This is a genomic window from Nostoc sp. MG11 (assembly GCF_014904695.1).
Lineage (GTDB): Bacteria > Cyanobacteriota > Cyanobacteriia > Cyanobacteriales > Nostocaceae > Komarekiella.
The window spans coordinates 81,166-102,050 of record NZ_JACXXN010000022.1; the positions used below are offsets into that span (position 1 = coordinate 81,166).

General features: G+C 43.2%; 19 protein-coding genes and 1 pseudogene. 15 read left to right on the forward strand and 5 right to left on the reverse strand.

Annotation, left to right across the window (positions count from 1 at the left end; translation table 11 throughout):
* Nucleotides 1-3 precede the first annotated feature (3 nt).
* The 3 genes from HCR01_RS24540 (at nucleotide 4) to HCR01_RS24550 (ending at nucleotide 3,329) form a co-directional block, all read left to right on the forward strand.
* Nucleotides 4-471: a DUF2141 domain-containing protein gene (locus HCR01_RS24540; protein WP_193198696.1), complete on the forward strand. Its 468-nt coding sequence runs from the start codon at nucleotides 4-6 to the stop codon at nucleotides 469-471.
* Nucleotides 472-627: 156 nt separating this feature from the next.
* Nucleotides 628-1,887: a glycosyltransferase gene (locus HCR01_RS24545; protein ID WP_193198697.1), complete on the forward strand. Its 1,260-nt coding sequence runs from the start codon at nucleotides 628-630 to the stop codon at nucleotides 1,885-1,887.
* Between the two features lie 182 nt (nucleotides 1,888-2,069).
* A complete protein-coding gene (locus HCR01_RS24550) occupies nucleotides 2,070-3,329 on the forward strand; it encodes a glycosyltransferase (protein ID WP_193198698.1) in 1,260 nt (419 codons plus the stop codon).
* An 880-nt stretch (nucleotides 3,330-4,209) separates the two neighbouring features.
* Here HCR01_RS24550 and HCR01_RS24555 read toward each other — a convergent pair.
* Nucleotides 4,210-5,439, reverse strand: a complete 1,230-nt coding sequence (locus tag HCR01_RS24555) for a tetratricopeptide repeat protein (RefSeq protein WP_193198715.1) — start codon at nucleotides 5,437-5,439, stop codon at nucleotides 4,210-4,212.
* Nucleotides 5,440-5,636: 197 nt separating this feature from the next.
* On the opposite strand from HCR01_RS24555, the gene HCR01_RS24560 reads away from it, so the two are divergent.
* Nucleotides 5,637-6,230 (forward strand): chromophore lyase CpcT/CpeT, encoded by a 594-nt coding sequence (locus HCR01_RS24560; RefSeq protein ID WP_193198699.1) that lies wholly within the window; start codon nucleotides 5,637-5,639, stop codon nucleotides 6,228-6,230.
* 211 nt (nucleotides 6,231-6,441) lie between these two features.
* Here HCR01_RS24560 and cpdA read toward each other — a convergent pair whose 3' ends face one another.
* Nucleotides 6,442-7,209, reverse strand: coding sequence for a 3',5'-cyclic-AMP phosphodiesterase (gene cpdA / locus HCR01_RS24565; RefSeq protein ID WP_193198700.1), 768 nt, complete (start codon nucleotides 7,207-7,209; stop codon nucleotides 6,442-6,444).
* Between the two features lie 399 nt (nucleotides 7,210-7,608).
* Nucleotides 7,609-7,956 carry an ArsR/SmtB family transcription factor gene (locus HCR01_RS24570; RefSeq protein WP_193198701.1) on the reverse strand — a complete coding sequence of 116 codons (348 nt, stop codon included), beginning with the start codon at nucleotides 7,954-7,956 and terminating at the stop codon, nucleotides 7,609-7,611.
* 81 nt (nucleotides 7,957-8,037) lie between these two features.
* Between HCR01_RS24570 and trxA the strand changes: the two genes are divergently transcribed.
* The 7 genes from trxA (at nucleotide 8,038) to HCR01_RS24600 (ending at nucleotide 13,455) form a co-directional block, all read left to right on the forward strand.
* On the forward strand, nucleotides 8,038-8,364 hold the full coding sequence (gene trxA / locus HCR01_RS24575; RefSeq protein ID WP_162394459.1) for a thioredoxin: 327 nt from the start codon (nucleotides 8,038-8,040) through the stop codon (nucleotides 8,362-8,364).
* Between the two features lie 115 nt (nucleotides 8,365-8,479).
* Entirely contained in the window at nucleotides 8,480-9,589 is a 1,110-nt protein-coding gene (locus HCR01_RS24580; RefSeq protein ID WP_193198702.1) for an alkene reductase, read from the forward strand.
* Between the two features lie 101 nt (nucleotides 9,590-9,690).
* Complete coding sequence (locus tag HCR01_RS24585; protein WP_193198703.1) at nucleotides 9,691-10,356, forward strand: nitroreductase family protein; 666 nt, start codon at nucleotides 9,691-9,693, stop codon at nucleotides 10,354-10,356.
* A 496-nt stretch (nucleotides 10,357-10,852) separates the two neighbouring features.
* Nucleotides 10,853-10,978, forward strand: coding sequence for a hypothetical protein (locus tag HCR01_RS40125; protein WP_264299939.1), 126 nt, complete (start codon nucleotides 10,853-10,855; stop codon nucleotides 10,976-10,978).
* A 163-nt stretch (nucleotides 10,979-11,141) separates the two neighbouring features.
* Nucleotides 11,142-11,840: a glutathione binding-like protein gene (locus tag HCR01_RS24590; protein ID WP_193198704.1), complete on the forward strand. Its 699-nt coding sequence runs from the start codon at nucleotides 11,142-11,144 to the stop codon at nucleotides 11,838-11,840.
* Nucleotides 11,841-11,885: 45 nt separating this feature from the next.
* Entirely contained in the window at nucleotides 11,886-12,266 is a 381-nt protein-coding gene (locus HCR01_RS24595) for a hypothetical protein (RefSeq protein WP_193198705.1), read from the forward strand.
* On the forward strand, nucleotides 12,259-13,455 hold the full coding sequence (locus HCR01_RS24600; RefSeq protein WP_193198706.1) for an MFS transporter: 1,197 nt from the start codon (nucleotides 12,259-12,261) through the stop codon (nucleotides 13,453-13,455). Before HCR01_RS24595 ends, HCR01_RS24600 begins: the two co-directional genes overlap by 8 nt.
* Nucleotides 13,456-13,552: 97 nt before the next feature.
* Here the strand turns inward: HCR01_RS24600 and HCR01_RS24605 are convergent, their stop codons facing one another.
* A complete protein-coding gene (locus HCR01_RS24605) occupies nucleotides 13,553-13,810 on the reverse strand; it encodes a hypothetical protein (RefSeq protein ID WP_193198707.1) in 258 nt (85 codons plus the stop codon).
* 151 nt (nucleotides 13,811-13,961) lie between these two features.
* Between HCR01_RS24605 and HCR01_RS24610 the strand changes: the two genes are divergently transcribed.
* From HCR01_RS24610 to secA, 4 genes are all read left to right on the forward strand, one after another.
* Complete coding sequence (locus tag HCR01_RS24610) at nucleotides 13,962-14,774, forward strand: alpha/beta fold hydrolase (protein ID WP_193198708.1); 813 nt, start codon at nucleotides 13,962-13,964, stop codon at nucleotides 14,772-14,774.
* A gap of 510 nt (nucleotides 14,775-15,284) precedes the next feature.
* Entirely contained in the window at nucleotides 15,285-15,920 is a 636-nt protein-coding gene (gene tmk / locus HCR01_RS24615; protein ID WP_193198709.1) for a dTMP kinase, read from the forward strand.
* 547 nt (nucleotides 15,921-16,467) lie between these two features.
* Nucleotides 16,468-17,004: a cytochrome C gene (locus HCR01_RS24620; RefSeq protein ID WP_193198710.1), complete on the forward strand. Its 537-nt coding sequence runs from the start codon at nucleotides 16,468-16,470 to the stop codon at nucleotides 17,002-17,004.
* A gap of 306 nt (nucleotides 17,005-17,310) precedes the next feature.
* Nucleotides 17,311-20,103 carry a preprotein translocase subunit SecA gene (secA, locus tag HCR01_RS24625; protein WP_193198711.1) on the forward strand — a complete coding sequence of 931 codons (2,793 nt, stop codon included), beginning with the start codon at nucleotides 17,311-17,313 and terminating at the stop codon, nucleotides 20,101-20,103.
* A 686-nt stretch (nucleotides 20,104-20,789) separates the two neighbouring features.
* Here secA and HCR01_RS24630 read toward each other — a convergent pair.
* Nucleotides 20,790-20,885 (reverse strand): annotated as a pseudogene (locus HCR01_RS24630) (photosystem II protein D1); the annotation flags it as partial.

Consider the following 20,885-nt stretch of genomic DNA (forward strand, 5'->3'; position numbering starts at 1 on the left):
ATTATGCTGAAAATATCTTGCTTCCATCATTTTTTGCTTGCTACTTTAATGAGCCTCAGCCTGGCTGAAACCGTAAATGCTGAGCAGACTGCAACACTGACTATTGCGGTAAATGGCATCCGTCACCAAAAAGGTGAGATTTGTTTTAGAGTTTTCGCAAATGAGCGAGGTTTTCCTCTGAGTGATACCAGCGAAGTTCAAAGCGGCTGCGCTAAAATTACCGGAAATTCTGTCAAAAAAGTGTTCTCTGGCTTGAAACCTGGGGCTTATGCTGTCGCCGTAGTTGACGATCAAAATGGCGATCGCAAACTCAATACAGACTTTTTCGGTATTCCCCAAGAAGGCTTTGGCATTTCCAAAAATCCCACTGTTTCAATTCAAACAGGAACACCAAAGTTTCGTGATGCTAGTGTTGCAGTGAGCAAAAATACAACACTCAACATTGTCATGAAATATTCACTTGATCCATAAGTAGAAAAGTAATTGGTAGTTGGAGAAAACCTATTACTAATTAAGCAGCCAGCGAAGAAGTAGAGGGGTAAAGACTCACTGCAAGTTCCCCTCTACTCCCCAGGCAATTAACCGCCGCTACAAATAAGCCGATATTCTGCCGGAGACTAAAATTTAATGAAAGATTTGACGATATTTCTGTCTAAGTCTTTGCTGGGTTGGCTGGCTATTCAGGTGTTTTTAACACTTGTCTTTATATGGTATCTGCGCTTGTCTCAAAAAAACTTATTACCAGATGACCAGTTACCTAAAACAGCAGTGATTCTTTGCTTACGTGGAGCCGATCCTTTTTTACCAAACTGTTTGCGATCGCTCCTCAAGCAAAACTACCCAAACTATGATTTAAAGCTGATTGTTGATAGTCACGAAGATCCTGCTTGGAAAATCGCCAGCAATACCATCACAGAGCAAGGAGCGACTAACGTTCAAATTAGCCCTCTGAGAATTGTACGCAACAATTGTAGCCTCAAATGCAGTTCTCTAGTGCAAGCTGTCCGTGAGTTAGACGATTCTTACAAAGTGGTTGCTTTAGTAGACGCCGATACAATAGTCCATCCCAATTGGCTGCGAGAATTAGTTAGTCCTCTAGCTGATGCCAAAGTTGGAGCAACAACTGGCAATCGTTGGTATGTGCCAACAGGTAAGCATTGGGGATCTTTAGTACGGTACATAGGTAACGTATCTACAGTAGTGCAAATGTTCCTCTTCCAAATTCCTTGGGGTGGGACTTTGGCTGTCAAAACAGAAGTGCTTCACCAAACAGGACTACTAGATAAATGGGCGCAAGCTTTAGGCGAAGACCTCATGATTCACAAAGCCTTGAAAAAACAAGGTTTACAAGTCAAATTTGTGCCTTCTCTATTAATAGTTAATCGTGAAGAGAGTGATTTACCGAGCTTACTAGATCATCTCAAGCGCCTGATGGTTTGTTCTCGACTTTATCACCCACAATGGTTAGCTTTAGTTAGTGAAGCGGTTTCTAGCATCCTGTTTCCTACTACAGTCATAGTGTTATTTTTAGAGTCGTTGTTAGAGACACAATGGGAAACAGCGGCTCTTTTATTTCAAAGCTATAGCATCTATACCATCGGATTACTGTTGCTAATGCTCATTGTAGAGCGTGGTATACAGCAAGTAATTCGCTTAAATGATCAGCCGATGACAGAATTATCAGCTGTCACAATCATCAAAATGTTGATTGGGATTCCCCTCACACAGTGGGTTTATGGGTTAGCCTTAGTATCATCACTGTGGATATCAACAGTCACCTGGCGCGGTGTCAGCTATCGAGTCAAAGGGCCTTGGAATATCCGGCTAGTTGAATACCGCCCTTATCAATGGTTGGATCAACCTGTTGATAGTAAGGTTTCTCTTTAACGTTATTGGTCATTAGTCATTAGTCATTAGTTATTGGTGATTAGTTTATCGCTACAACCAACTAATACCAATTTGTAATTCGTAGTTTCTTAAGGAAATCATTTCTAGCCTTAATTTAAAGAATTGGTATAAAGACAAATGACAAGTGACAAATGACAAATTAAAAAACATTATCTTGCACCATGAAAACACCACCTCTTCGGATTGCGCTGTTTACAGGATTATATGCGCCGTTCTTAACAGGGGTTTCGGTCGCAGTACACCAACGAGTTCGCTGGTTATTACAACAAGGACATGAAGTCTTACTTGTCCACCCTCAAATCAACGACCAGTACCCCGAAAAAGTTGGCAAACGTCCGATGCAAGGACTGGATGAACTACAGCCCTTCCCCAACTTTTCTGCTTATGCATTCCCCACCAAGCCGCTAATTTTCTATAAATCTCTTCCCCAACCGTTGAATTATCGACATTGGAGTGATACCAAGTTACTTGAGAACTTTCAGCCTGATGTTGTAGTGGTTGAAGAAGCGGCACAAATGAGAGGATTGTACTCACTTTTGTTGCAAGGTTATGGTCGCCCTGTTGGTACTGAATACGCAAGGCGAACAGGCACGCCAATAATATCGCTTTTCCATACTGATATCGTTGCATATATCAAATATTATTTGGGAGATCAGTTTTTTAGCTTGGTGCGTCCAATTATTCCGGCTTTAATCAAGCAATTTACTGAGTCTTACGATTTCAATTACTTTTCTTCTCAAGAACAGTTGATTAAGTACAGGGAAATGAAATGTCAACGTGCCGAATATCTTCCTTATCAAGGCATCGATTGCGAAAAATTTCACCCGCGAAATATCTGTTACAACCCGATTCCCAATGACCATCGACCAACTCTGTTGTTTGTTGGACGCATCACAGCGGAAAAGAATGTCAGCCAACTTCTAGATGCATATCCGCTCATCGCTGCTAAAATTCCTGATGTCCATCTAGTTATTGTTGGTAGCGGCCCCCAAGATGACGAAATTCGTGAGCGTGTTCAAAAGTTTAAATCTGGAATTACTATGTGGGGTGAATCCCACGGCGCAGAACTTTTAGGTTGGTTCGCTAGAGCGGATGTATTTGTTAATCCATCCGTCACCGAGAACTTCTGCACTACAAACAACGAAGCGCTGGCGTCTGGAACCCCTGTAGTTGCTGCGCTTGCTCCCTCAACTTCAGAGCAGGTGTTCCCTGGACACAACGGCTTCTTGGCTGAACCCAACAACCCGGCAGATTTCGCCCAAAAGGTGATTGCAATTCTGGAAAATCCCGACCTGAAAGCTGATTTGACTCGGCAAGCTCGTCCTTCTATACTCGAATTTGATTGGTCGGCATGTATGCAAAAGTTTGAAGACAAACTTTACCAGATCGTTGAAACATCAAAGAAGGTTGAGGCGGTATGAGAGTCTTATTCAACTAAGATTTTGCACCATTCTCAATTAGCTTCATATCCTGCCCGGAAATAATCCGGGCTAGGAGCTAAATTCCATGCTTAGTGGACTGAAACAGAGCGATAAATCGCTCACTACATACAAAATTACATTACTTTATTTTTAGTTGGCGATCGCTTAAATTTTTGTGCTGCAAGTTTTGGTGCAGTAGAGAGAATAAAAATATTTTTATTTGAAAAAAACGACATAAAGCTTTTAGTTATGTCTGACAATTTAGTAACATAAATTACTAATTTTTAGATAATTCATAGTACTGAACATTTTGCACATACTCATATTATCAAAGGCTTTTAGCTTAACTATATACGTAAAATAAACTCAGTAAATTTTATTTTAAACTAACATTCTTAAAAGACATAAATTAAGGAGTTAAGTCCTAATACTTGATTGTCAAAGCTTGATTTTTAAAGTTTAGTCATGAATAATAAACATTAGGTCTACCATCTTGATAGACGCTCTTGGTGACAACTTAACCTTATCCAATGTCCGAAGTCCGCGAAAGCGGACTTTATTTATTTTGCCTCAAGTCTTCTTTGTCAGCATTACTTTGGACTGTGATAAATCTTTGACTTAACTGTAAAAACTACAAGATTTGCTAAGTCTCTTGCTCATATCTACTCTAAGAAATAAGTCCCTAACTCTTTGATTCGCTCTACCCAAGACTTAACCTGATCAGCCACTTTATACTTTCATTCAAGTTGAAGTATTGTTCTGGTATTAAAATCATCAAATACCACGTTGTATTTATTTTCAAATATTGGCGACTGGAATCTTTCTTTTCTAACATATTTGAAAGTTAGAGCTACTCAAACTTTATACTAGATGGTATCAATTAAAAATTTGTTTTCGACAGCTTTTCAATTTGCCCGGTAAAGTATGTTTCTTGATGTTTGATCTGTTGCGCTAGTTCTAACCCTTTTTGAAAAGCTGTTAGTGCTTGAGGATATTCTTTGCGTTCTAAATGCAATTGACCAATTTGGTCATACGCTTGCATCATTCCGTAAAAGTTAACAGCCCGTTCCTCTATTTGCACGAGAATTTGGCTAGCTTGCAAAGCCTCGTCTGTTTGCCCTTGAAAGCGGTACAGTGTGATTAACTTTTGCAAAGCTTCACCAGCACGAACGTACTGCTGCAATTGCCAAGCTGTAGTGTAAGCTTCTTGATAGTTTTGAAAAGCTTGTTGCAATAAACTGGGATTTTCCTTTGCTAAGGATTCATATTCTGAGGCGATCGCTAACTTCAATTCTGGGATTTCAGTCAGATTATTTTCATTTACGTAAATTTCAGCTAGCTTATTCTGTACATTGATTGCCTGCTGGGGTTGTTTTGCTTGCTCGTAAATATAAGCTAGTTGTTTCAAGTATGCTAACTCATTCAGGCGATCGCCTTTAGAAGTAGCCAAACCTAACAATTCCTCGTAGGTAGTCGCAGCTTTGGGATAATCAAACCAACTCAAATTCACTTCCCCAATCGTCTTCAGAGTTTCTACTAATGCAGCTGGATTTTGTTGTCGCACTACTGCCAAAACTTGCTCATAAACTTCTACGGCTAGTTTAGGCAAGCGCACATTTTGGTAAGCTTCACCTAGAGATCGCAAAAGTTCTACATCAACATTTTTTTGAGAATCTGTTTTTTTGGGTTGTGCCTGCTTTTGAATTGCTTGTAACCGCTGAGTAATATATTGTAATTCTTGGCGATCGTTTTGATTCCAGGCGATCGCACCTACTCGTGATAGTGCTTGGACTTCTGCTAATGCACCTAAAAACCGCCGCAAGCGCAATTCCCGATTCCAAATTTCAAACGCTCCTACCTTATCCCCTGCTTGCAGTTTTGCCGCAGCTTCTTGATTTAACTGATCCAGCGCCACCTTCAACTTTTGCATCTCGGCCTGAGTTAACGGCTGTTTATCACGCGAAGGTGGTAACAGTGGATCGGGTGTTGTAATTTCTAGCGGACTCGGAGGAAATTTATCAGGCTCCTTGGGCTTTTTACTCTGTGCCAGCGTCAAGGAGCTGCTAAAGAATGTAGCGGCAGTAACGATCACAATTAAGCGCTTTAGCATGAATACTTTACCTTGCTTTGAGTCATTTTTATTTGTCATTTGTCAAGAGTCAAGAGTTAATAGTTTTCTTATTGTCCCCTCTGCTCCCCTGCTCCCCAGTCTCCAGTCCCCATTTCCCAGCCCCTAGTTCCCAGTTCCCATTCCTCAGCTCTACAATACTCCCAGATAATTTTTAAGCAACTGGTTGATCATCTCTAATGACTCATTCTACGGATATTGTTACTTTAGCTCGTTGGATGGCTGCTGATTTTAGCAATCAAGAACAAGCTTTTGAAAATCCGCCTTTATATGCCCATATTCGTGTGTGTATTCGTCCCCTACCCTTAGAATTGTTCTCAGGGGTGAGCTTGTTTCTCGAACAAGCGTATGATTTTATGCTCACTCAACCTTACCGAATGCGGGTAATGAATTTGATTAAGGCAGAAAACCATATTCTCATCGAACACTACACAATTAAAGAAGAACAAAAGTTTTACGGCGCGTCTCGGAACCCCGAACGCCTTCAAGACTTATCTGTTGACCAACTGGAGAAAATGCCAGGCTGTAACATGATTGTAGAGTGGACAGGCACAAGCTTCAAAGGCAGAGTTGAACCTGGTAAAGGCTGCATTGTGGTTCGCGACGGCAAAAACACCTATCTCGACAATGAATTTGAGATTGACGCTGAGAAATTTTCCAGCCTTGATCGGGGACGGGATATAGAAAGCGATGAGCATCTCTGGGGTTCTATCGCCGGCCCATTTCACTTTGTCCGTTGGGGCAATTTTGCTGATGAAGTGAAAGTGAATTAGGAGTGATGAGTGCTGAAGCGCGGTAGCGGGGCGTTTAGCTCGTGCTGAGTTAGGAGTGATGAGTTAAAGAAAGTTGTTTATTCAAAACTCCTATCTCCTGACTCCTAAAGAATTACTGTCTTAGCACCGAGGCGTAGCCCCAGAGCGAATTACGAATTACCAACTTGTACTGAGCGACTTGTCTTGAGCGAAGCCGAAAGAAGCCGAAGTATTACGAATAAGGAACTCGCTCAATCCAGCTTTTCCAATCACCATTAGGATATAGTTTCAATAAACGAAACCCAGGTGGTGTTTGGTCGATCGCAAAAGCTGAGCTTTCTGGTTGAAACTGAATGCAAGTTGAGGGAGTACCCAGATAGTGGACGCCGTAACGCTGGTGATGAAATTCTTGGTGAATGTGCCCGAACAAAACTAATTTGACTTGTGGGTGGCTATCTAAGATAGCAAAAAGTTCCTCTGAATTTTTTAGGGTACTTGCATCTAACCATTGAGAATTTATCAGCAAAGGCGAATGGTGTAGTGCTACCACAGTCGGGTTTTCACCCAACATTTTTAACTCGGAATCCAGCCAATCCAGAATTTTAGCTGAAAGATGACCATGCACGCACCCAGGTACACAAGAGTTGAGTAAGATAAAATTCCAACTGCCGCGTTTAAAAGACTTACGCCGGGAAACCATCCCCAGATTTAAAATATCATCCATTGCGATCGCACAGTCATGATTTCCTGGCAACCAGTAACTTGGTATTTGTAGTGGACTCAGCAGGTTTTGGAGATTTTCATAGGATTCAGGTGTACCATCACTAGACAAATCTCCTGTTAGCAGTAGTAAATCAAGTTCAGGTTGTAGATTCTTTAACCGCTCTATAACTGCTTGCAAAGACTCTGTAGTGGGTATTCCTAGCAGTTGGCCTTTTTCCAAAGCAAACAGATGCGTATCTGTTAACTGAGCAATTGATACGGGAGACACTTGATTCATCTTTGCTGATAGCAATTTGTGCGTCTTAACATCTCATTCTCCTTTCGGGCAAGTAGCTGATTGTACCTCAAGTAGCGAAACTAGATTTGTCGTAAATTCATCAAGCAACAGGTTTTGGCTAACTAATGCTTACCTGATTTTCTCTGAAAATTGCATTGCTGAAAATCATCCATAATTTACTCTTTTAAAGAAAATAATTTTTTCATCTACCCTAAGGTAGAAAATACATTTTTTTTGTATTTTACGACACTCATCTACCAAGGTATCGCCAAGCAATTCACGAACATGACTATTGTTTATCTAAAAGCACTTGGCTATACACGGGCTATCTTGCACACCTCACCATCGGGCAAACCTGTTTACAAAACCCTTGGTTTCTCACAAAGCAATGAGATGCGCTTAGATCTGTGATGCTCTTTGTTTAGCTGCTGAGCAAATAGGTAACGGTTGAGCCGATTGCAACACCGCATTTAATAACCCTGGAAACAGCGCTTCTAAATCTTCATGCCGCAGCCTGTTGATGTGCTGCGTTCCTTCTTTGCGTGTCAAGACTATCCCCGACTCCCGCAAAATCTTAAAGTGATTGGACATAGTTGATTTAGCGATCGCAAAATCGAATCCAGCACAGCACTGTTCCCCCTCAGTGGCCAGCAGCCGCACAATCTCTAGCCGCACTGGATCGCCCAATGCGTACAGCACTCCTGGTAAAGATATGTTTTTTCTATCTGGGTGATATAAGAATTTCATAGTTGCATTATCTCTTACAGTGGCATATATTTTTCTTATTCGATATTATCGAATTATAGAATTAAAGCAGAAGGACGATTTATGTCATCCATCACAAATGTCACAGAAGCCACGTTCAAGCAAGAAGTTCTAGAAAGTGAGATTCCAGTCTTAGTGGACTTTTGGGCACCTTGGTGTGGCCCTTGTCGGATGGTGGGCCCAGTAGTCGATGAAGTTGCTGCGGAATACGAAGGACAGGTGAAATTTGTGAAGCTGAACACAGATCAAAATCCTACTGTCGCTAGCCACTACGGGATTCGCAGCATACCGACACTGATGGTATTTAAGGGTGGTCGGCAAGTCGATACTGTCGTGGGGGCAGTGCCAAAGACCACCTTAAATAAGACCTTAGCACAGCATATTTCATAATAGGGCTGAGTGGGAGCAGGGGGCAGAGGAGCAGGGGAAGAAAAATTACAATTGACCCTTGACTCTTGACTCTTGTCTCCTACCAGTTTTCTAGACACATTTGGAGATACAACTAATGAATACTGAGATCAATTTATTTTCTCCTTATCAGTTGGGTAATTTGGAACTATCCAACCGGATAGTTATGGCTCCCTTGACGCGAAACAGAGCAAGTGAGGGAAATGTTCCACACCAACTTAACGCCACTTACTATGTCCAACGCGCTTCAGCTGGACTAATTATTGCGGAAGCAACTCAGGTTGCTCCTCAAGGGCAAGGGTATCCTTTTACACCAGGAATTCATTCACCTGAGCAAGTCGCGGGTTGGAGGTTGGTAACTGATGCTGTACATCAGGAGGGAGGGAAAATTTTTCTGCAACTATGGCATGTAGGCAGGATTTCTCACCCTGACTTGCAACCAGATGGAGCATTACCAGTGGCCCCATCTGCCATTGCTCCCAAAGGTGAGGCATCAACCTATGAAGGGCCCAAACCCTTTGTTACTCCCCGTGCTTTGGAAACTTCGGAAATACCGGGAATCGTGGAACAGTACCGTCAGGGCGCTGCAAATGCACTAGCAGCTGGGTTTGATGGGGTAGAAATTCATGCAGCTAATGGTTATTTAATTGACCAGTTTCTTCGGGATGGTACTAATCAGCGCACAGATAAATATGGCGGCTCTATTGAGAATCGCGCTCGATTCCTGTTGGAGGTAACAGAAGCGGTAACTAGTGTGTGGGATTCTAACCGGGTAGGGGTGCGCCTTTCTCCTAGTGGAACCTTTAATGATATGCATGACTCCAATCCCCTAGAAACTTTTGGTTATGCAGCTCAAGCGCTGAACAGGTTTGATTTGGCATATTTGCATATCTTTGAAGCTACAGACGCAGACATTAGACATGGTGGGACGATTGTACCAACTAGTCATCTACGCGATCGCTTTACAGGTACACTCATCGTCAATGGCGGTTATACCCGCGAAAGAGGTAATGCTGTATTGGCAAAAGGCGAAGCAGATTTAGTTGCCTTTGGCACTTTATTTATATCAAATCCAGATTTACCCCGACGCTTAGCTTTGAATGCACCATTGAATCAAGCAGATCCGACAACCTTTTATGGTGGTACTGAGAAGGGATATACAGATTATCCATTTTGGTCGGTTGCTAGCAAGGTAGCCAATCATTAATCTCTGTAATCTGCTTTTCGGCGACTTTTTACACCTACAGGGCATTAAGTCCGATAATAAAAAGCGCTACAGCAATGTCATAAATTACGTAAGGGAAGATCATGAGTCCTATCACCCAAACTCAAGCTCTGGATGTACCCAGTGCTATACTCAAGCGTCGTTCAATCAAAACTTTTAAAACAGACCCCATTGCCCCAGAACTGCTTAAGCAACTAGTAGAGTTGACCGTAGCTGCACCCAGCAGTTATAACATCCAAGACTGGCAAATCATCCTCGTCCAAGATGAAGCCCAAAAGGCAGCACTAGCAGCAGCATCTTGGAATCAACAGCAAATTATCCAAGCACCTGTTACATTCGTCTTTGCTGCTGATTCAACAGCAGGCGAAAAAAACTTGACCCCAATCCTAGAGCGAGGACTCCAAACAGGAGCATGGAATGAAGGTACAGTGAACTATTTTCAAACCGCCGTTCCGCAATTCCAAGCAGCGCTGGGAGATAAGCGGCGGGAATATGCCATCAAAGATGCCATGATTGCAGCCACCCATTTGGTATTAGCAGCAGAAAGTTTGGGATTGTCAACCTGCTTTATGAATGGCTGGATTGAAGACAAAGTTAAAGAAGTCATTGGTGCAACTGAGAATCCAGATTTAGCGATCGCTGTTTTAGTTCCTGTAGGTTATGCAGCAGAACCACGCTTGAATCCCGGTCGTTTACCATTTTCCTACAACGTCTCTGTAGACAGAATAGGTAATCCTTATGGGGCATAGGGCATAGGGCATGGAGCATTGGGGAAAGGTAAAAATCATCCTTTTAACCTTTTCCCTCTTTCTGTAGTCCCCAATCCTCAGAATATTCATGTGGCGCAATCCGTTCAGCCGAACCTCAAGACTCAGTAGACAATCTTGATAGCATCCTTGATCCCGATGCGTAGGCGTAGCCCGTCGTAGCGAAAAGTCGAGCCAGTGCGTTCCTGAGCCACCCCTGTGCGGGGGTTCCCCCCGTTGAGGGGAGTGGCGTGTCGCCTTGCGTCGGAAGCGCAAAGTTAGAGCGGCGGTTCCCGCCGTAGACGCTTTGCGGCTTGCCGCAGGCATCTAAGCTTTGTAAGAGAAGCAACTGGCTTCGGAGCGGCGGTTTCCGCCGTTAGCGCAGCGGTAGCGAGTCCGCGAGCGTCTCTGAACTTTTCAAGACAGACATCGCTCAAACTTATCTCAGCATTCTACGTCAACCTCGTAGTGCTTGGACATGGGAAATTGAACTACGTCCGTGGGTCGAGAAATTCTAGATGTAGAACTATGTAAAATATCCAACGCTGATTCTTCAGGTTCTTCATCGAGTTTAGGTGGCGATCACAAAATTACCAAAGTCATAATTACTACTCATGCAGGTTGATGTTTTGACTTACATCTAAATTAGATTGCTCTTTAAGTCACAATTTACCGTAGTTTTTTCATTCATGTTCGCTGCTGAGCAAAGAAACATCACAAGCAGAGACGTTATAATTCAACTCGACTATCCGTGCTAATACTGAATCAAACATAATAGGAAATAACCCATGATTGAGCTTTACTATTGGACAACTCCAAACGGTCATAAAATCACGATGTTCCTGGAAGAAGTTGGCTTACCCTACACCATTATTCCTGTGAATATTGGCGCTGGGGATCAATTTAAACCGGAATTTCTTGAGATTTCTCCCAACAATCGCATCCCGGCTATTGTTGACCATGAACCAGCAACCGGAGGTGCGCCGATTTCTGTTTTTGAGTCTGGTGCAATCTTGCTGTATTTGGCAGAAAAAACCGGGAAATTGATTTCTCAAGATTTGCGCGATCGCGTTGCAACCCTAGAGTGGTTATTCTGGCAAATGGGGGGTTTAGGGCCAATGGCGGGACAAAACCATCACTTTAGTAAGTATGCTCCCGAAAAGATTGACTATGCTATTAACCGCTATGTGAAGGAGACGGGACGCTTATATGCAGTCCTAAATAAACGCCTAGCAGATAGAGAGTTTGTGGCTGGTGATTATTCCATCGCCGATATTGCCGCTTACCCCTGGATTGTGCCTTATGAAACCCAAAGCCAGAAGCTAGAAGATTTTTCCAACCTGAAGCGCTGGTTTGAGACAATTAAGGCGCGTCCAGCAACAATTCGCGCTTATGAAAAGGCAGAAGCTTTCAAAAATCAGGCGTTGGATATTGAAAAATCACGGGATTTGTTATTTAACCAGTCAGTAAATACAGTTCAGCGTTGAGCATTCTGGGCAGAAAAGGAGGCGGAGGGGCAGGGGAAATATATTTTGAAATGCAACAATAAGTCTTTGATACTGGTGAATGAACCTTTGAGCTTTGTGAATGAACCTTTGAGCTTTGTGAATGAACCTTTGAACTTCGTGAATGAACCTCTGAGCTTCATTAATGAACCTTGGAACTTCGTGAATGAACCTTTGAGCTTTGTGAATGAACCTCTGAGCTTTGTGAATGAACCTTGGAACTTCGTGAATGAACCTTTGAGCTTTGTGAATGAACCTCTGAGCTTTGTGAATGAACCTTGGAACTCCATTAATGAATCTCTGAGCTTCGTGGACAAGTATAAAAACTCCACTCCTCTGCTCCCTGCTGCTCCCCTCTTCCCACCTCTTGACTATTTCACGAAAAAAATAGGAGAACTAAGTGGGTAGGTCAGTTACAGATAAAGTAGGCAAAACACCTGTCTCATTAGGACTGTTGGGCGCTGCTGCCTTTATAGTAATTGCTGATGCGCGTGTGATTGACCCCCTGTTGCACATCATTGCTGACGAGTTTAACGTTGGTGTTGGTAGTGCTGCGGTGATTATCTCGGCCTATACGATTCCCTATGGACTATTTCAATTAGTCTATGGCCCACTTGGCGATCGCATCGGCAAACTTAAGGTAATTACAGCAGCACTCATAGCGTTTGCTATTGGCACAGCTATTTGTGCCTTTGTCTCAAATATCGTTTTACTTACCTTGCTGCGGTTTTTGACGGGGATGGCTGCTGCTGGGATCATCCCCATCACACTTGCTTATATTGGCGACAATTTCCCTTACGAAGAACGCCAAACGGCTATCGGACGATATTTGAGTGCGCTGGTGCTTGGTCAAATTCTGGGCGGTAGTTTGGGAGGCATTTTTGGGGAATATATCGGCTGGCGTGACATCTTTCTGTTATTTGGCATCGTCTCTCTTGGTATCGCTGGATTTCTGTGGCGCGGAACGCGCCACCTCAGTGATGGAAATCGTTCCCAAGGTCGGATAGTGATAACATTCCGGCCTTATTACCAACTCATGACTCAACCTGTTGCGCGTACCGTGATTTTGGGAGTATTTATTGAAGGCTTTTGTGTGTTTGGGGGATTTGCTTACGTTGGTGCATTTTTGAGAGAGCAATATAATCTATCCTATGTAGTGATCGGGTTTATGCTCAGTGGTTTTGGATTGGGTGGATTAATTTACAGTCGCTCCGTGAAGTGGTTGGTGCTGCGACTGGGTGAGATTGGGCTAATTGGGGTTGGCGGCAGCTTAATGTGCATTGGCTTCTTAGCGATCGCACTTTTTCAAAACTGGGTGCTGTTTATCCCCTTGAGTATGTTAACAGGATTAGGCTTTTATATGATGCATAGCACTCTCCAGACCCAAGCCACTGAATTAACACCTGAATCCAGAGGCACTGCTGTCTCGCTATTCGTCTTTAACCTGTTTATCGGACAGGGAATCGGTGCAGCAGCTTTTGGCAGGATTGTGGATAATTTCGGCTACGTTCCCTGTTTTATTGTGGCTGGTGTCTCACTTGCCTTGCTCTCCTTCTGGCTTGTCAAACAGAAGCAAGCTACGCGCAGCCTTTTATAAAGAACCGGAGCGTTAGCCCATTACGAATTACGTTAGCGCAGCGGGGCGTAGCCCATTACGAATTACGAATTACGAATTACGAATTACGAATTATGAATTATGAATTATCCTGTTTTAGGCCAATTCTTAGTTCCTGTTTACTGTGTTTTAACTCTTTCCAGAGCGTCTGGATATATTTGTAAGCATCTTCAGGAGAAAGTTTACCGCCGGTTTCTAAGTTCGCAACATAACCAACTTTTTGAGCAAATTCCTGAAGGTTGGCATTAAATATTAAGTTCTCCGGCTTAAATTCACCATAATACCGACTGCGTGGGTAAATAAAGCTGTATTTTTGTTCTTGATTGGGCTTGACCATAAGTTTATTCCACATTAATCTTCTTTTGTAGACTTATCGCAGGTGCGTTGAAAATTTATGCAACTATATCTAGCACATGTTTTCAAGATTCCCGACTTCTCAAAGAAGTCGGGAATCTTGTTGTTCACGAATTTTTGCAAAATTATTGATTATGCCAAAGGTTCAAATTAACGGGATTGATTTGTTCTACGACATTAAGGGAGCGGGTGAGCCTTTATTATTAATCGCTGGCTTCCTTTGCGATCATACCTATTGGTCGCTGCTAATGCCGTCGCTGGTTTCACACTATCAAGTGATTCGTCTAGACAATCGAGGTATGGGGCGAAGTTCTGCACCTGACAATCCCTATAGTATTAAGCAGATGGCAAGTGATGTTGCAGCATTACTTGATCGCATCGGTATTGACAAGGTGCATTTAGTAGCTCATTCAATGGGTGGTCAGATTGCCCAAGAGCTAGTGTTGACACACCCTCAAAAGATAAAAAGTTTGATGCTAATATCATCTTGGGCAGAGGGTGATGAACGGTTCAATAGCATTATTGAGACTTGGGGCGACCTTCCTAGCAATATAGACCTGAAACTTTATGAGAAAGTCGTGTTCCCTTGGATATTTACAGATGAATTTTACTCGATTCCTGGAATGATAGAAGGTCTAATCGAATTTGCAATCAAATATCCCTTCCCACCTTCTACTCGTACACTTTATCATCACAGCCGAGCTATCCTTGGCAATGACACAACAGAGCGCCTCAAACATATTCATTGTCCTACCTTAGTTATGGTTGGTAAACAGGATATTCTCACTCCGATGAAGTTTTCTGAGCAACTTGCTCAAGGTATCCCTAATGCTGAAATTGTAGTGCTCAACCGTGGAGGTCATGGCTTGTTGGTTGAGTCGCCGGATGCTGTGGCTTCAGTTATACTCAACTTCCTTGCGAAGTTGACGCCAGCTTATACTAGTTAACTCTTATTCCTCTTTAGATGAAAATTTCCAACTCAAAGAATTAAAAATATGATGCTACCTGATTAGGTAGGTGGCTGACTTATGCCATTGGTGTCAACTTAACGTGAAAGCCCAGTCTGATAAGCATTTCAAAGTTTTTCGATGTACCACCTAGACTTGAGATCCCCCCTAACCCACGCCAGTCGCTCCACTTGGGGAGACCCCATCGCATGATTGCGTCTCCCCTTCTCTACGAGACGCTACTTCGCGTTGGGAGAAGACCGCGCTGGCTCCCCTTTTTAAGGGGGGAATTAGAATCGAATGCCCCCTTTTGAAGGGGGTTGGGGGATCTGAAACTACTGGAAATTGAGTGTTTGAGCTGAAGTTGACACCATGGACTTATGCGATCGCCTACAGTTTACCTGAAGAATGCGAGCAAGTGCGATCGCCTACATCATCGAAGAGTGCTTTTTAACTGGTAGCGTAATAAAACGTCAGTGAATAAGTCAATTGCAAAGAACTAAAAACAGCATGGGTGGCAAATTAATTGTATTTGAAGGGGTGGAAGGTTGCGGCAAAACTAGCCAAATGCAACTTTGTAGTAAGTGGTTGGAAAGTCTGGGTATTTCTGTGATTCTCACTCGTGAACCAGGGGGAACAGAGTTAGGTTTATATCTCCGCAATCTGTTGCTAGAAAAGTCTGAGAACAAGCCAGTAGCCGAAGTGACAGAACTTTTGTTGTATGCTGCTGACAGAGCGCAACACATAGAACAAGAGCTTAAGCCAAGTTTAGCAGCAGGGAAATATATTTTGTGCGATCGCTACACCGACTCTACCATTGCCTATCAAGGTTATGGTCGAGGTCTTAGCTTCAAGTTAATTCATCAATTGAATGATATTGCCACTGCTGGCTTAGAAAGTGACCTAACTATCTGGCTAGATATTGATGTAGAAGTGGGACTGTCTCGTAAACGCAAAGGCGAAACAAAACTAGACCGCATCGAACAGGAGACAATCGCTTTTCATCGACGTGTCCAGCAAGGATATGCAGACTTAGCAGCATCCAACCCTTCGCGGATTGTGCGCGTAGATGGCAGTTTAAGTAGAGAAACTGTACACCAGATGATTCAGGAGATTTTGCGCGTACATCTTAAAGGGTTGCTGTAGGTATCCCTCTTTGTTTAATTAGTGCAATCAATCAATTTAAACCCTTTTATCCTTCTGAGTAGTTTAACTTATTTACTACTTACTTAATACGGGGAATGACAAAAAAGGATCAGTTAAGTCATTCAATTTTAGATTTTAGATTTTGCGAAAAGTTGTAAGGAGGGTTTCCCTCCGTAGCAAACTTTTCAAGACGGATTTTGGATTGCTCCCACAGATAAATCTGCTTGCTCTGTACCATCAAGGAATGTCGGTCACCTACAGGATTTTACTATTAACGATTTATTTAAAATCTGACTGATAAAATATTGGTACAAATGAAATCCGAGATATTCTAGCTGATTTTTCTAGTGATTCAGATTAAAACTGCTATAAAATTTTTTCTTGCATAGTTCGGTGGTGCGCTGAATAGATATTTATATTACTGTTATGCATGTCACAGATGCATTGCTTGCCAAAACTACTTACGCAAAATTTGAAACGCTGCCAATACTGCGTAAGCCCTATGATTAGCACAAGCGCCACTTCTAAATATCTGGGAATGTGAGGAATGTCAATTTTTGTTAAGCGCAAAATCCGCGATCGCAAGCTCAAACGCCAGCCTTTCGGTTTAATTTTAGTCGTTTTGGCTTGGAGTCTCGCTATGGGTTGGCTCCTGTCTTCGGTAACTAGCGCCTACAGCGCTACTCCTACCTCCGAAGTTGGCACTGTTGACATAGTGCCTACACAGTACCAATTAGGGCAACAATTGTATGTGGAAAACTGCTCTACTTGTCATATCCCCTTACCGCCAGCAGTCTTACCCACCCAAACTTGGAAAAATCTCCTGCAAGACTCGCAGCACTACGGCGCACAACTACAGCCTTTAGTCGATCCGCCACGTATTTTGGTGTGGAAATATCTTTCGACTTTTTCTCGTCCCCAGCTAAAAGACGAAGAAACACCCTACCGCGTCAACAACTCACGTTATTTCAAAGCTTTGCATCCAAAAGTCAACTTACCACGTCCTGTCCAAATTGGCAGCTGTGTTAGCTGTCATCCCAGCGCTAGTGAGTTCAATTTCCGCCGCATTGAAGAGGGGGGATAGAAACAGGGGAAGCATACTCTACCTTCCATGATCCCCTACTTCTCCACTCCGGCGATCGCTACCTTTCATGGGTAGCCTTCCGTGTCCTGAGATGGGGGCAAAATGATACTATGAAGGAAGTCTAAATATAAGATAAGAGTTAAAACCCATCATTTAGTAAACTGATTAGCAAGTTTTTCTCCTATTTTGGAGTTAATTCTCATTTGACACCCATTCACGAATAAGACGGCTAAGCTGGGTTAAACGTTTATAATCAATACCACTCATTTAATCCCTATCCCCCTTGATTCAGTTCCATAATCTGCCATGCTAAAAATATTGTTGGGCGATCCCAACGCTCGTAAGCTTAAAAAATACCAACCTTACATTACTGAAATTAACCTTTTAGAGGAAGAAATTAAAACTCTTTCTGATGATGAATTAAAAGGTAAAACCACAGAGTTTAAAGGTCGGCTTGCTAAAGGTGAAGCTCTGGATGACATTTTGCCAGAAGCTTATGCTGTCGTCCGGGAAGCAGGACGCCGAGTCTTAGGCTTGCGACACTTTGATGTCCAACTCTTAGGTGGTGTAATTCTGCATATAGGGCAAATTGCCGAAATGAAAACCGGCGAAGGTAAAACGCTGGTTGCTACCTTACCAAGTTATTTGAATGCCCTTACTGGTAAAGGTGTACATGTCGTTACCGTCAACGATTACCTAGCTCGTCGAGACGCGGAATGGATGGGACAGGTGCATCGGTTCTTGGGGTTGAGTGTGGGGCTAATCCAAGCAAGCATGACTCCCAGTGAACGCCAAAGAAACTATGAGTGTGACATCACTTATGTTACCAACAGCGAGGTAGGCTTTGACTACTTGCGGGATAACATGGCGACATCAATGGCAGATGTGGTACAGCGCCCATTCAATTACTGCGTAATTGACGAGGTAGACTCGATTTTAATTGATGAGGCGCGGACACCGCTGATTATTTCTGGACAAGTAGAAAGACCTACAGAAAAATACCTGCAAGCTGCTGAAATAGCATTGACTCTCAAAAAAGACGAGCATTACGAGGTAGATGAAAAAGCTCGTAACGTGCTATTGACAGATGAAGGCTTTGCAGAAGCCGAAAATCTTTTGGGAGTCACAGATTTATTTGACCCGGAAGATCCTTGGGCACACTTCGTTTTTAATGCGATTAAAGCCAAAGAACTGTTCTTGAAGGACGTAAACTATATCGTCCGCAACGGGGAAGTGGTAATTGTAGATGAATTTACTGGTCGGGTGCTTCCCGGACGCCGTTGGAGTGATGGATTGCACCAAGCGATTGAAGCCCAAGAACATGTAGAAATTCAGCCAGAAACTCAAACTCTGGCGACAATTACCTATCAAAATCTGTTTTTGCTGTATCCAAAACTGGGTGGAATGACGGGAACAGCAAAGACGGAAGAACCTGAGTTTGAAAAAATTTACAAACTAGAAGTTGCAGTAATTCCTACCAACCGTGATAGACGACGCGAAGATTTGTCTGATATGGTCTTTAAGACCGAACCAGGTAAGTGGGGAGCGATCGCAAAAGAATGTGCCGAAATGCACGAAATCGGTAGACCCGTATTAGTAGGAACCACTAGTGTAGAAAAATCTGAGTATCTCAGCCGACTCCTCAAACAACTGGAAATTCCCCACGAACTACTCAACGCTAGACCAGAAAACGTTGAACGTGAAGCGGAGATTGTAGCACAGGCAGGACGCAAAGGTGCTGTGACTATTGCTACTAATATGGCTGGTAGAGGTACAGACATTATTCTGGGTGGTAACTCCGAATACATGGCACGTCTGAAGCTGCGGGAATACTTTATGCCACGGATTGTCCAGCCAGAAGATGAAGATGTGTTTAGTGTTCAAAAAGCTGGTGGTCTGCCAAGTGCAAGTAGTGGTGGTCAAGGCTTTGTCCCTGGTAAAAAAGTCAAAACTTGGCGAGCTTCTCCAGAGATTTTCCCCACCCAGTTGACAAAAGAGACAGAACAGTTATTAAAAGAAGCAGTAGAAATTGCGGTGCGTGAGTATGGTGAACGCAGCTTACCCGAACTAGAAGCAGAAGACAAGGTAGCTGTGGCAGCAGAAAAAGCTCCCATCGACGACCCTGTAATCAAAAAATTGCGGGAAGCTTATAACCGCGTTAAGCAGGAATACGAACAATTTACTACCCGCGAACATAACGAAGTAGTGGAAATAGGCGGTTTGCACGTCATTGGTACAGAACGCCACGAATCACGACGCATTGACAATCAGTTGCGTGGGCGTGCAGGACGACAAGGCGACCCTGGAACAACGAGATTCTTCCTCAGTTTAGAGGATAACTTGCTGCGGATTTTTGGTGGCGATCGCGTTGCTGGATTAATGAATGCTTTCCAAGTTGAAGAAGATATGCCCATCGAGTCTGGGATGCTCACCCGCAGTTTGGAAGGCGCTCAGAAAAAAGTCGAAACCTACTACTACGATATCCGTAAGCAAGTATTTGAGTACGACGAGGTAATGAACAACCAACGTCGCGCCATCTACGCCGAACGCCGCCGGGTGTTAGAAGGTCAAGACTTGAAAGAACAGGTAATCAAGTACGCCGAAAAAACGATGGATGACATCGTTGACTACTACATCAACCCAGACTTACCCTCGGAAGAGTGGGAGTTAGAAAAGTTGGTTGAGAAAGTCAAAGAATTCGTCTATTTGCTAGCGGACTTGCAAGCTAGTCAATTAGAGGATATGTCTGTTAGTGAGATTAAATTCTTTCTCCACGAACAAGTGCGAATTGCTTACGACCTCAAAGAAGCGCAAATTGACCAAATTCAGCCAGGACTCATGCGCCAAGCTGAACGTTTCTTTATTTTGCAACGCATTGATACTCTGTGGCGAGAACACTTGCAACAAATGGATGCCTTACGTGAATCGGTGGGATTACGTGGCTATGGTCAAAAAGACCCGCTGATTGAGTATAAGAGTGAAGGGTATGAATTGTTCTTGGATATGATGGTCAACATTCGCCGAGATGTGGTGTATTCGTTGTTCATGTTCCAGCCGCAGCCTCAGCCAATGGTGCAGGCTTCGTCTGAGATGGTGTAAGGAAGAAGATTTCACCCACAAACGCAGCGGAAAGTCTGTAGCAAGATACCGCACGGTGCGGAGGTTTCTTCCTAACAGTTAGCGTACCCCTGCCTACAGGGAAGCAAGCTACGCGCAGCGTCTCGCAGAAAAGCGAAGCGATAGCGATAGCACAGCGTCTCGTAGAGAGGAACGAGTGTCCGCAGGAGCGTCACTTTCCAAGACAGAGACGCAGAAAGGGCTTTTGCGTCTTTGTTTTATAATCAGAGTGATTTTTATTTTGAACCCACCTTCCGCACCCCCAAGTGTCACAAACGGAAATTACTGAGAAAAAAAAAGGCAAGCAAGAATAAAAACAGACATCTGAAGACAAAAAAGACATTTGAGCCGCCATGAATCACCAAAAATGCCATCAAAATCTATGGTCAATAATGAGCAATAATAACTGATGGCAGATAAATTCGGATGAGATAAATTTTATATCTCAAGTCCAGCGAGCATAAAGATCTCTCAAATAAACAATTCTCCTGTAAATTTCAGAGAAATACTACGTATGCCTTGTCTACTGATCAATTCTGAGCAAGCATGCTTGAATATTTTATAGGCGATCGCGCTTACTTAAAATAAGAAATTAAGAGAAAGCGCCCCCCATTTCTGGAGAGCGCCTTTAGTTGTAGAGACGCGATGCATCGCGTCTTATTCAAAAATTAACCGTTGATTGCAGGAGCACTGATAGCCACAGGAGCAGAATCAAGCGCAGCCAAATCGAGAGGGAAGTTGTGAGCATTGCGCTCGTGCATCAC

Bases quoted from the DNA above. Each gene is read 5' to 3' on its own strand.
- HCR01_RS24560 (WP_193198699.1), top strand. From the start codon at position 5,637: ATGACTCATTCTACGGATATTGTTACTTTAGCTCGTTGGATGGCTGCT.
- HCR01_RS24585 (WP_193198703.1), top strand. From the start codon at position 9,691: ATGAGTCCTATCACCCAAACTCAAGCTCTGGATGTACCCAGTGCTATA.
- HCR01_RS24610 (WP_193198708.1), top strand. From the start codon at position 13,962: ATGCCAAAGGTTCAAATTAACGGGATTGATTTGTTCTACGACATTAAG.
- HCR01_RS24555 (WP_193198715.1), bottom strand. From the start codon at position 5,439: ATGCTAAAGCGCTTAATTGTGATCGTTACTGCCGCTACATTCTTTAGC.
- HCR01_RS24545 (WP_193198697.1), top strand. From the start codon at position 628: ATGAAAGATTTGACGATATTTCTGTCTAAGTCTTTGCTGGGTTGGCTG.
- HCR01_RS24605 (WP_193198707.1), bottom strand. From the start codon at position 13,810: ATGGTCAAGCCCAATCAAGAACAAAAATACAGCTTTATTTACCCACGC.
- HCR01_RS24550 (WP_193198698.1), top strand. From the start codon at position 2,070: ATGAAAACACCACCTCTTCGGATTGCGCTGTTTACAGGATTATATGCG.
- HCR01_RS24580 (WP_193198702.1), top strand. From the start codon at position 8,480: ATGAATACTGAGATCAATTTATTTTCTCCTTATCAGTTGGGTAATTTG.
- tmk (WP_193198709.1), top strand. From the start codon at position 15,285: ATGGGTGGCAAATTAATTGTATTTGAAGGGGTGGAAGGTTGCGGCAAA.
- HCR01_RS24620 (WP_193198710.1), top strand. From the start codon at position 16,468: ATGTCAATTTTTGTTAAGCGCAAAATCCGCGATCGCAAGCTCAAACGC.
- HCR01_RS24540 (WP_193198696.1), top strand. From the start codon at position 4: ATGCTGAAAATATCTTGCTTCCATCATTTTTTGCTTGCTACTTTAATG.
- trxA (WP_162394459.1), top strand. From the start codon at position 8,038: ATGTCATCCATCACAAATGTCACAGAAGCCACGTTCAAGCAAGAAGTT.
- HCR01_RS24590 (WP_193198704.1), top strand. From the start codon at position 11,142: ATGATTGAGCTTTACTATTGGACAACTCCAAACGGTCATAAAATCACG.
- cpdA (WP_193198700.1), bottom strand. From the start codon at position 7,209: ATGAATCAAGTGTCTCCCGTATCAATTGCTCAGTTAACAGATACGCAT.
- secA (WP_193198711.1), top strand. From the start codon at position 17,311: ATGCTAAAAATATTGTTGGGCGATCCCAACGCTCGTAAGCTTAAAAAA.
- HCR01_RS24570 (WP_193198701.1), bottom strand. From the start codon at position 7,956: ATGAAATTCTTATATCACCCAGATAGAAAAAACATATCTTTACCAGGA.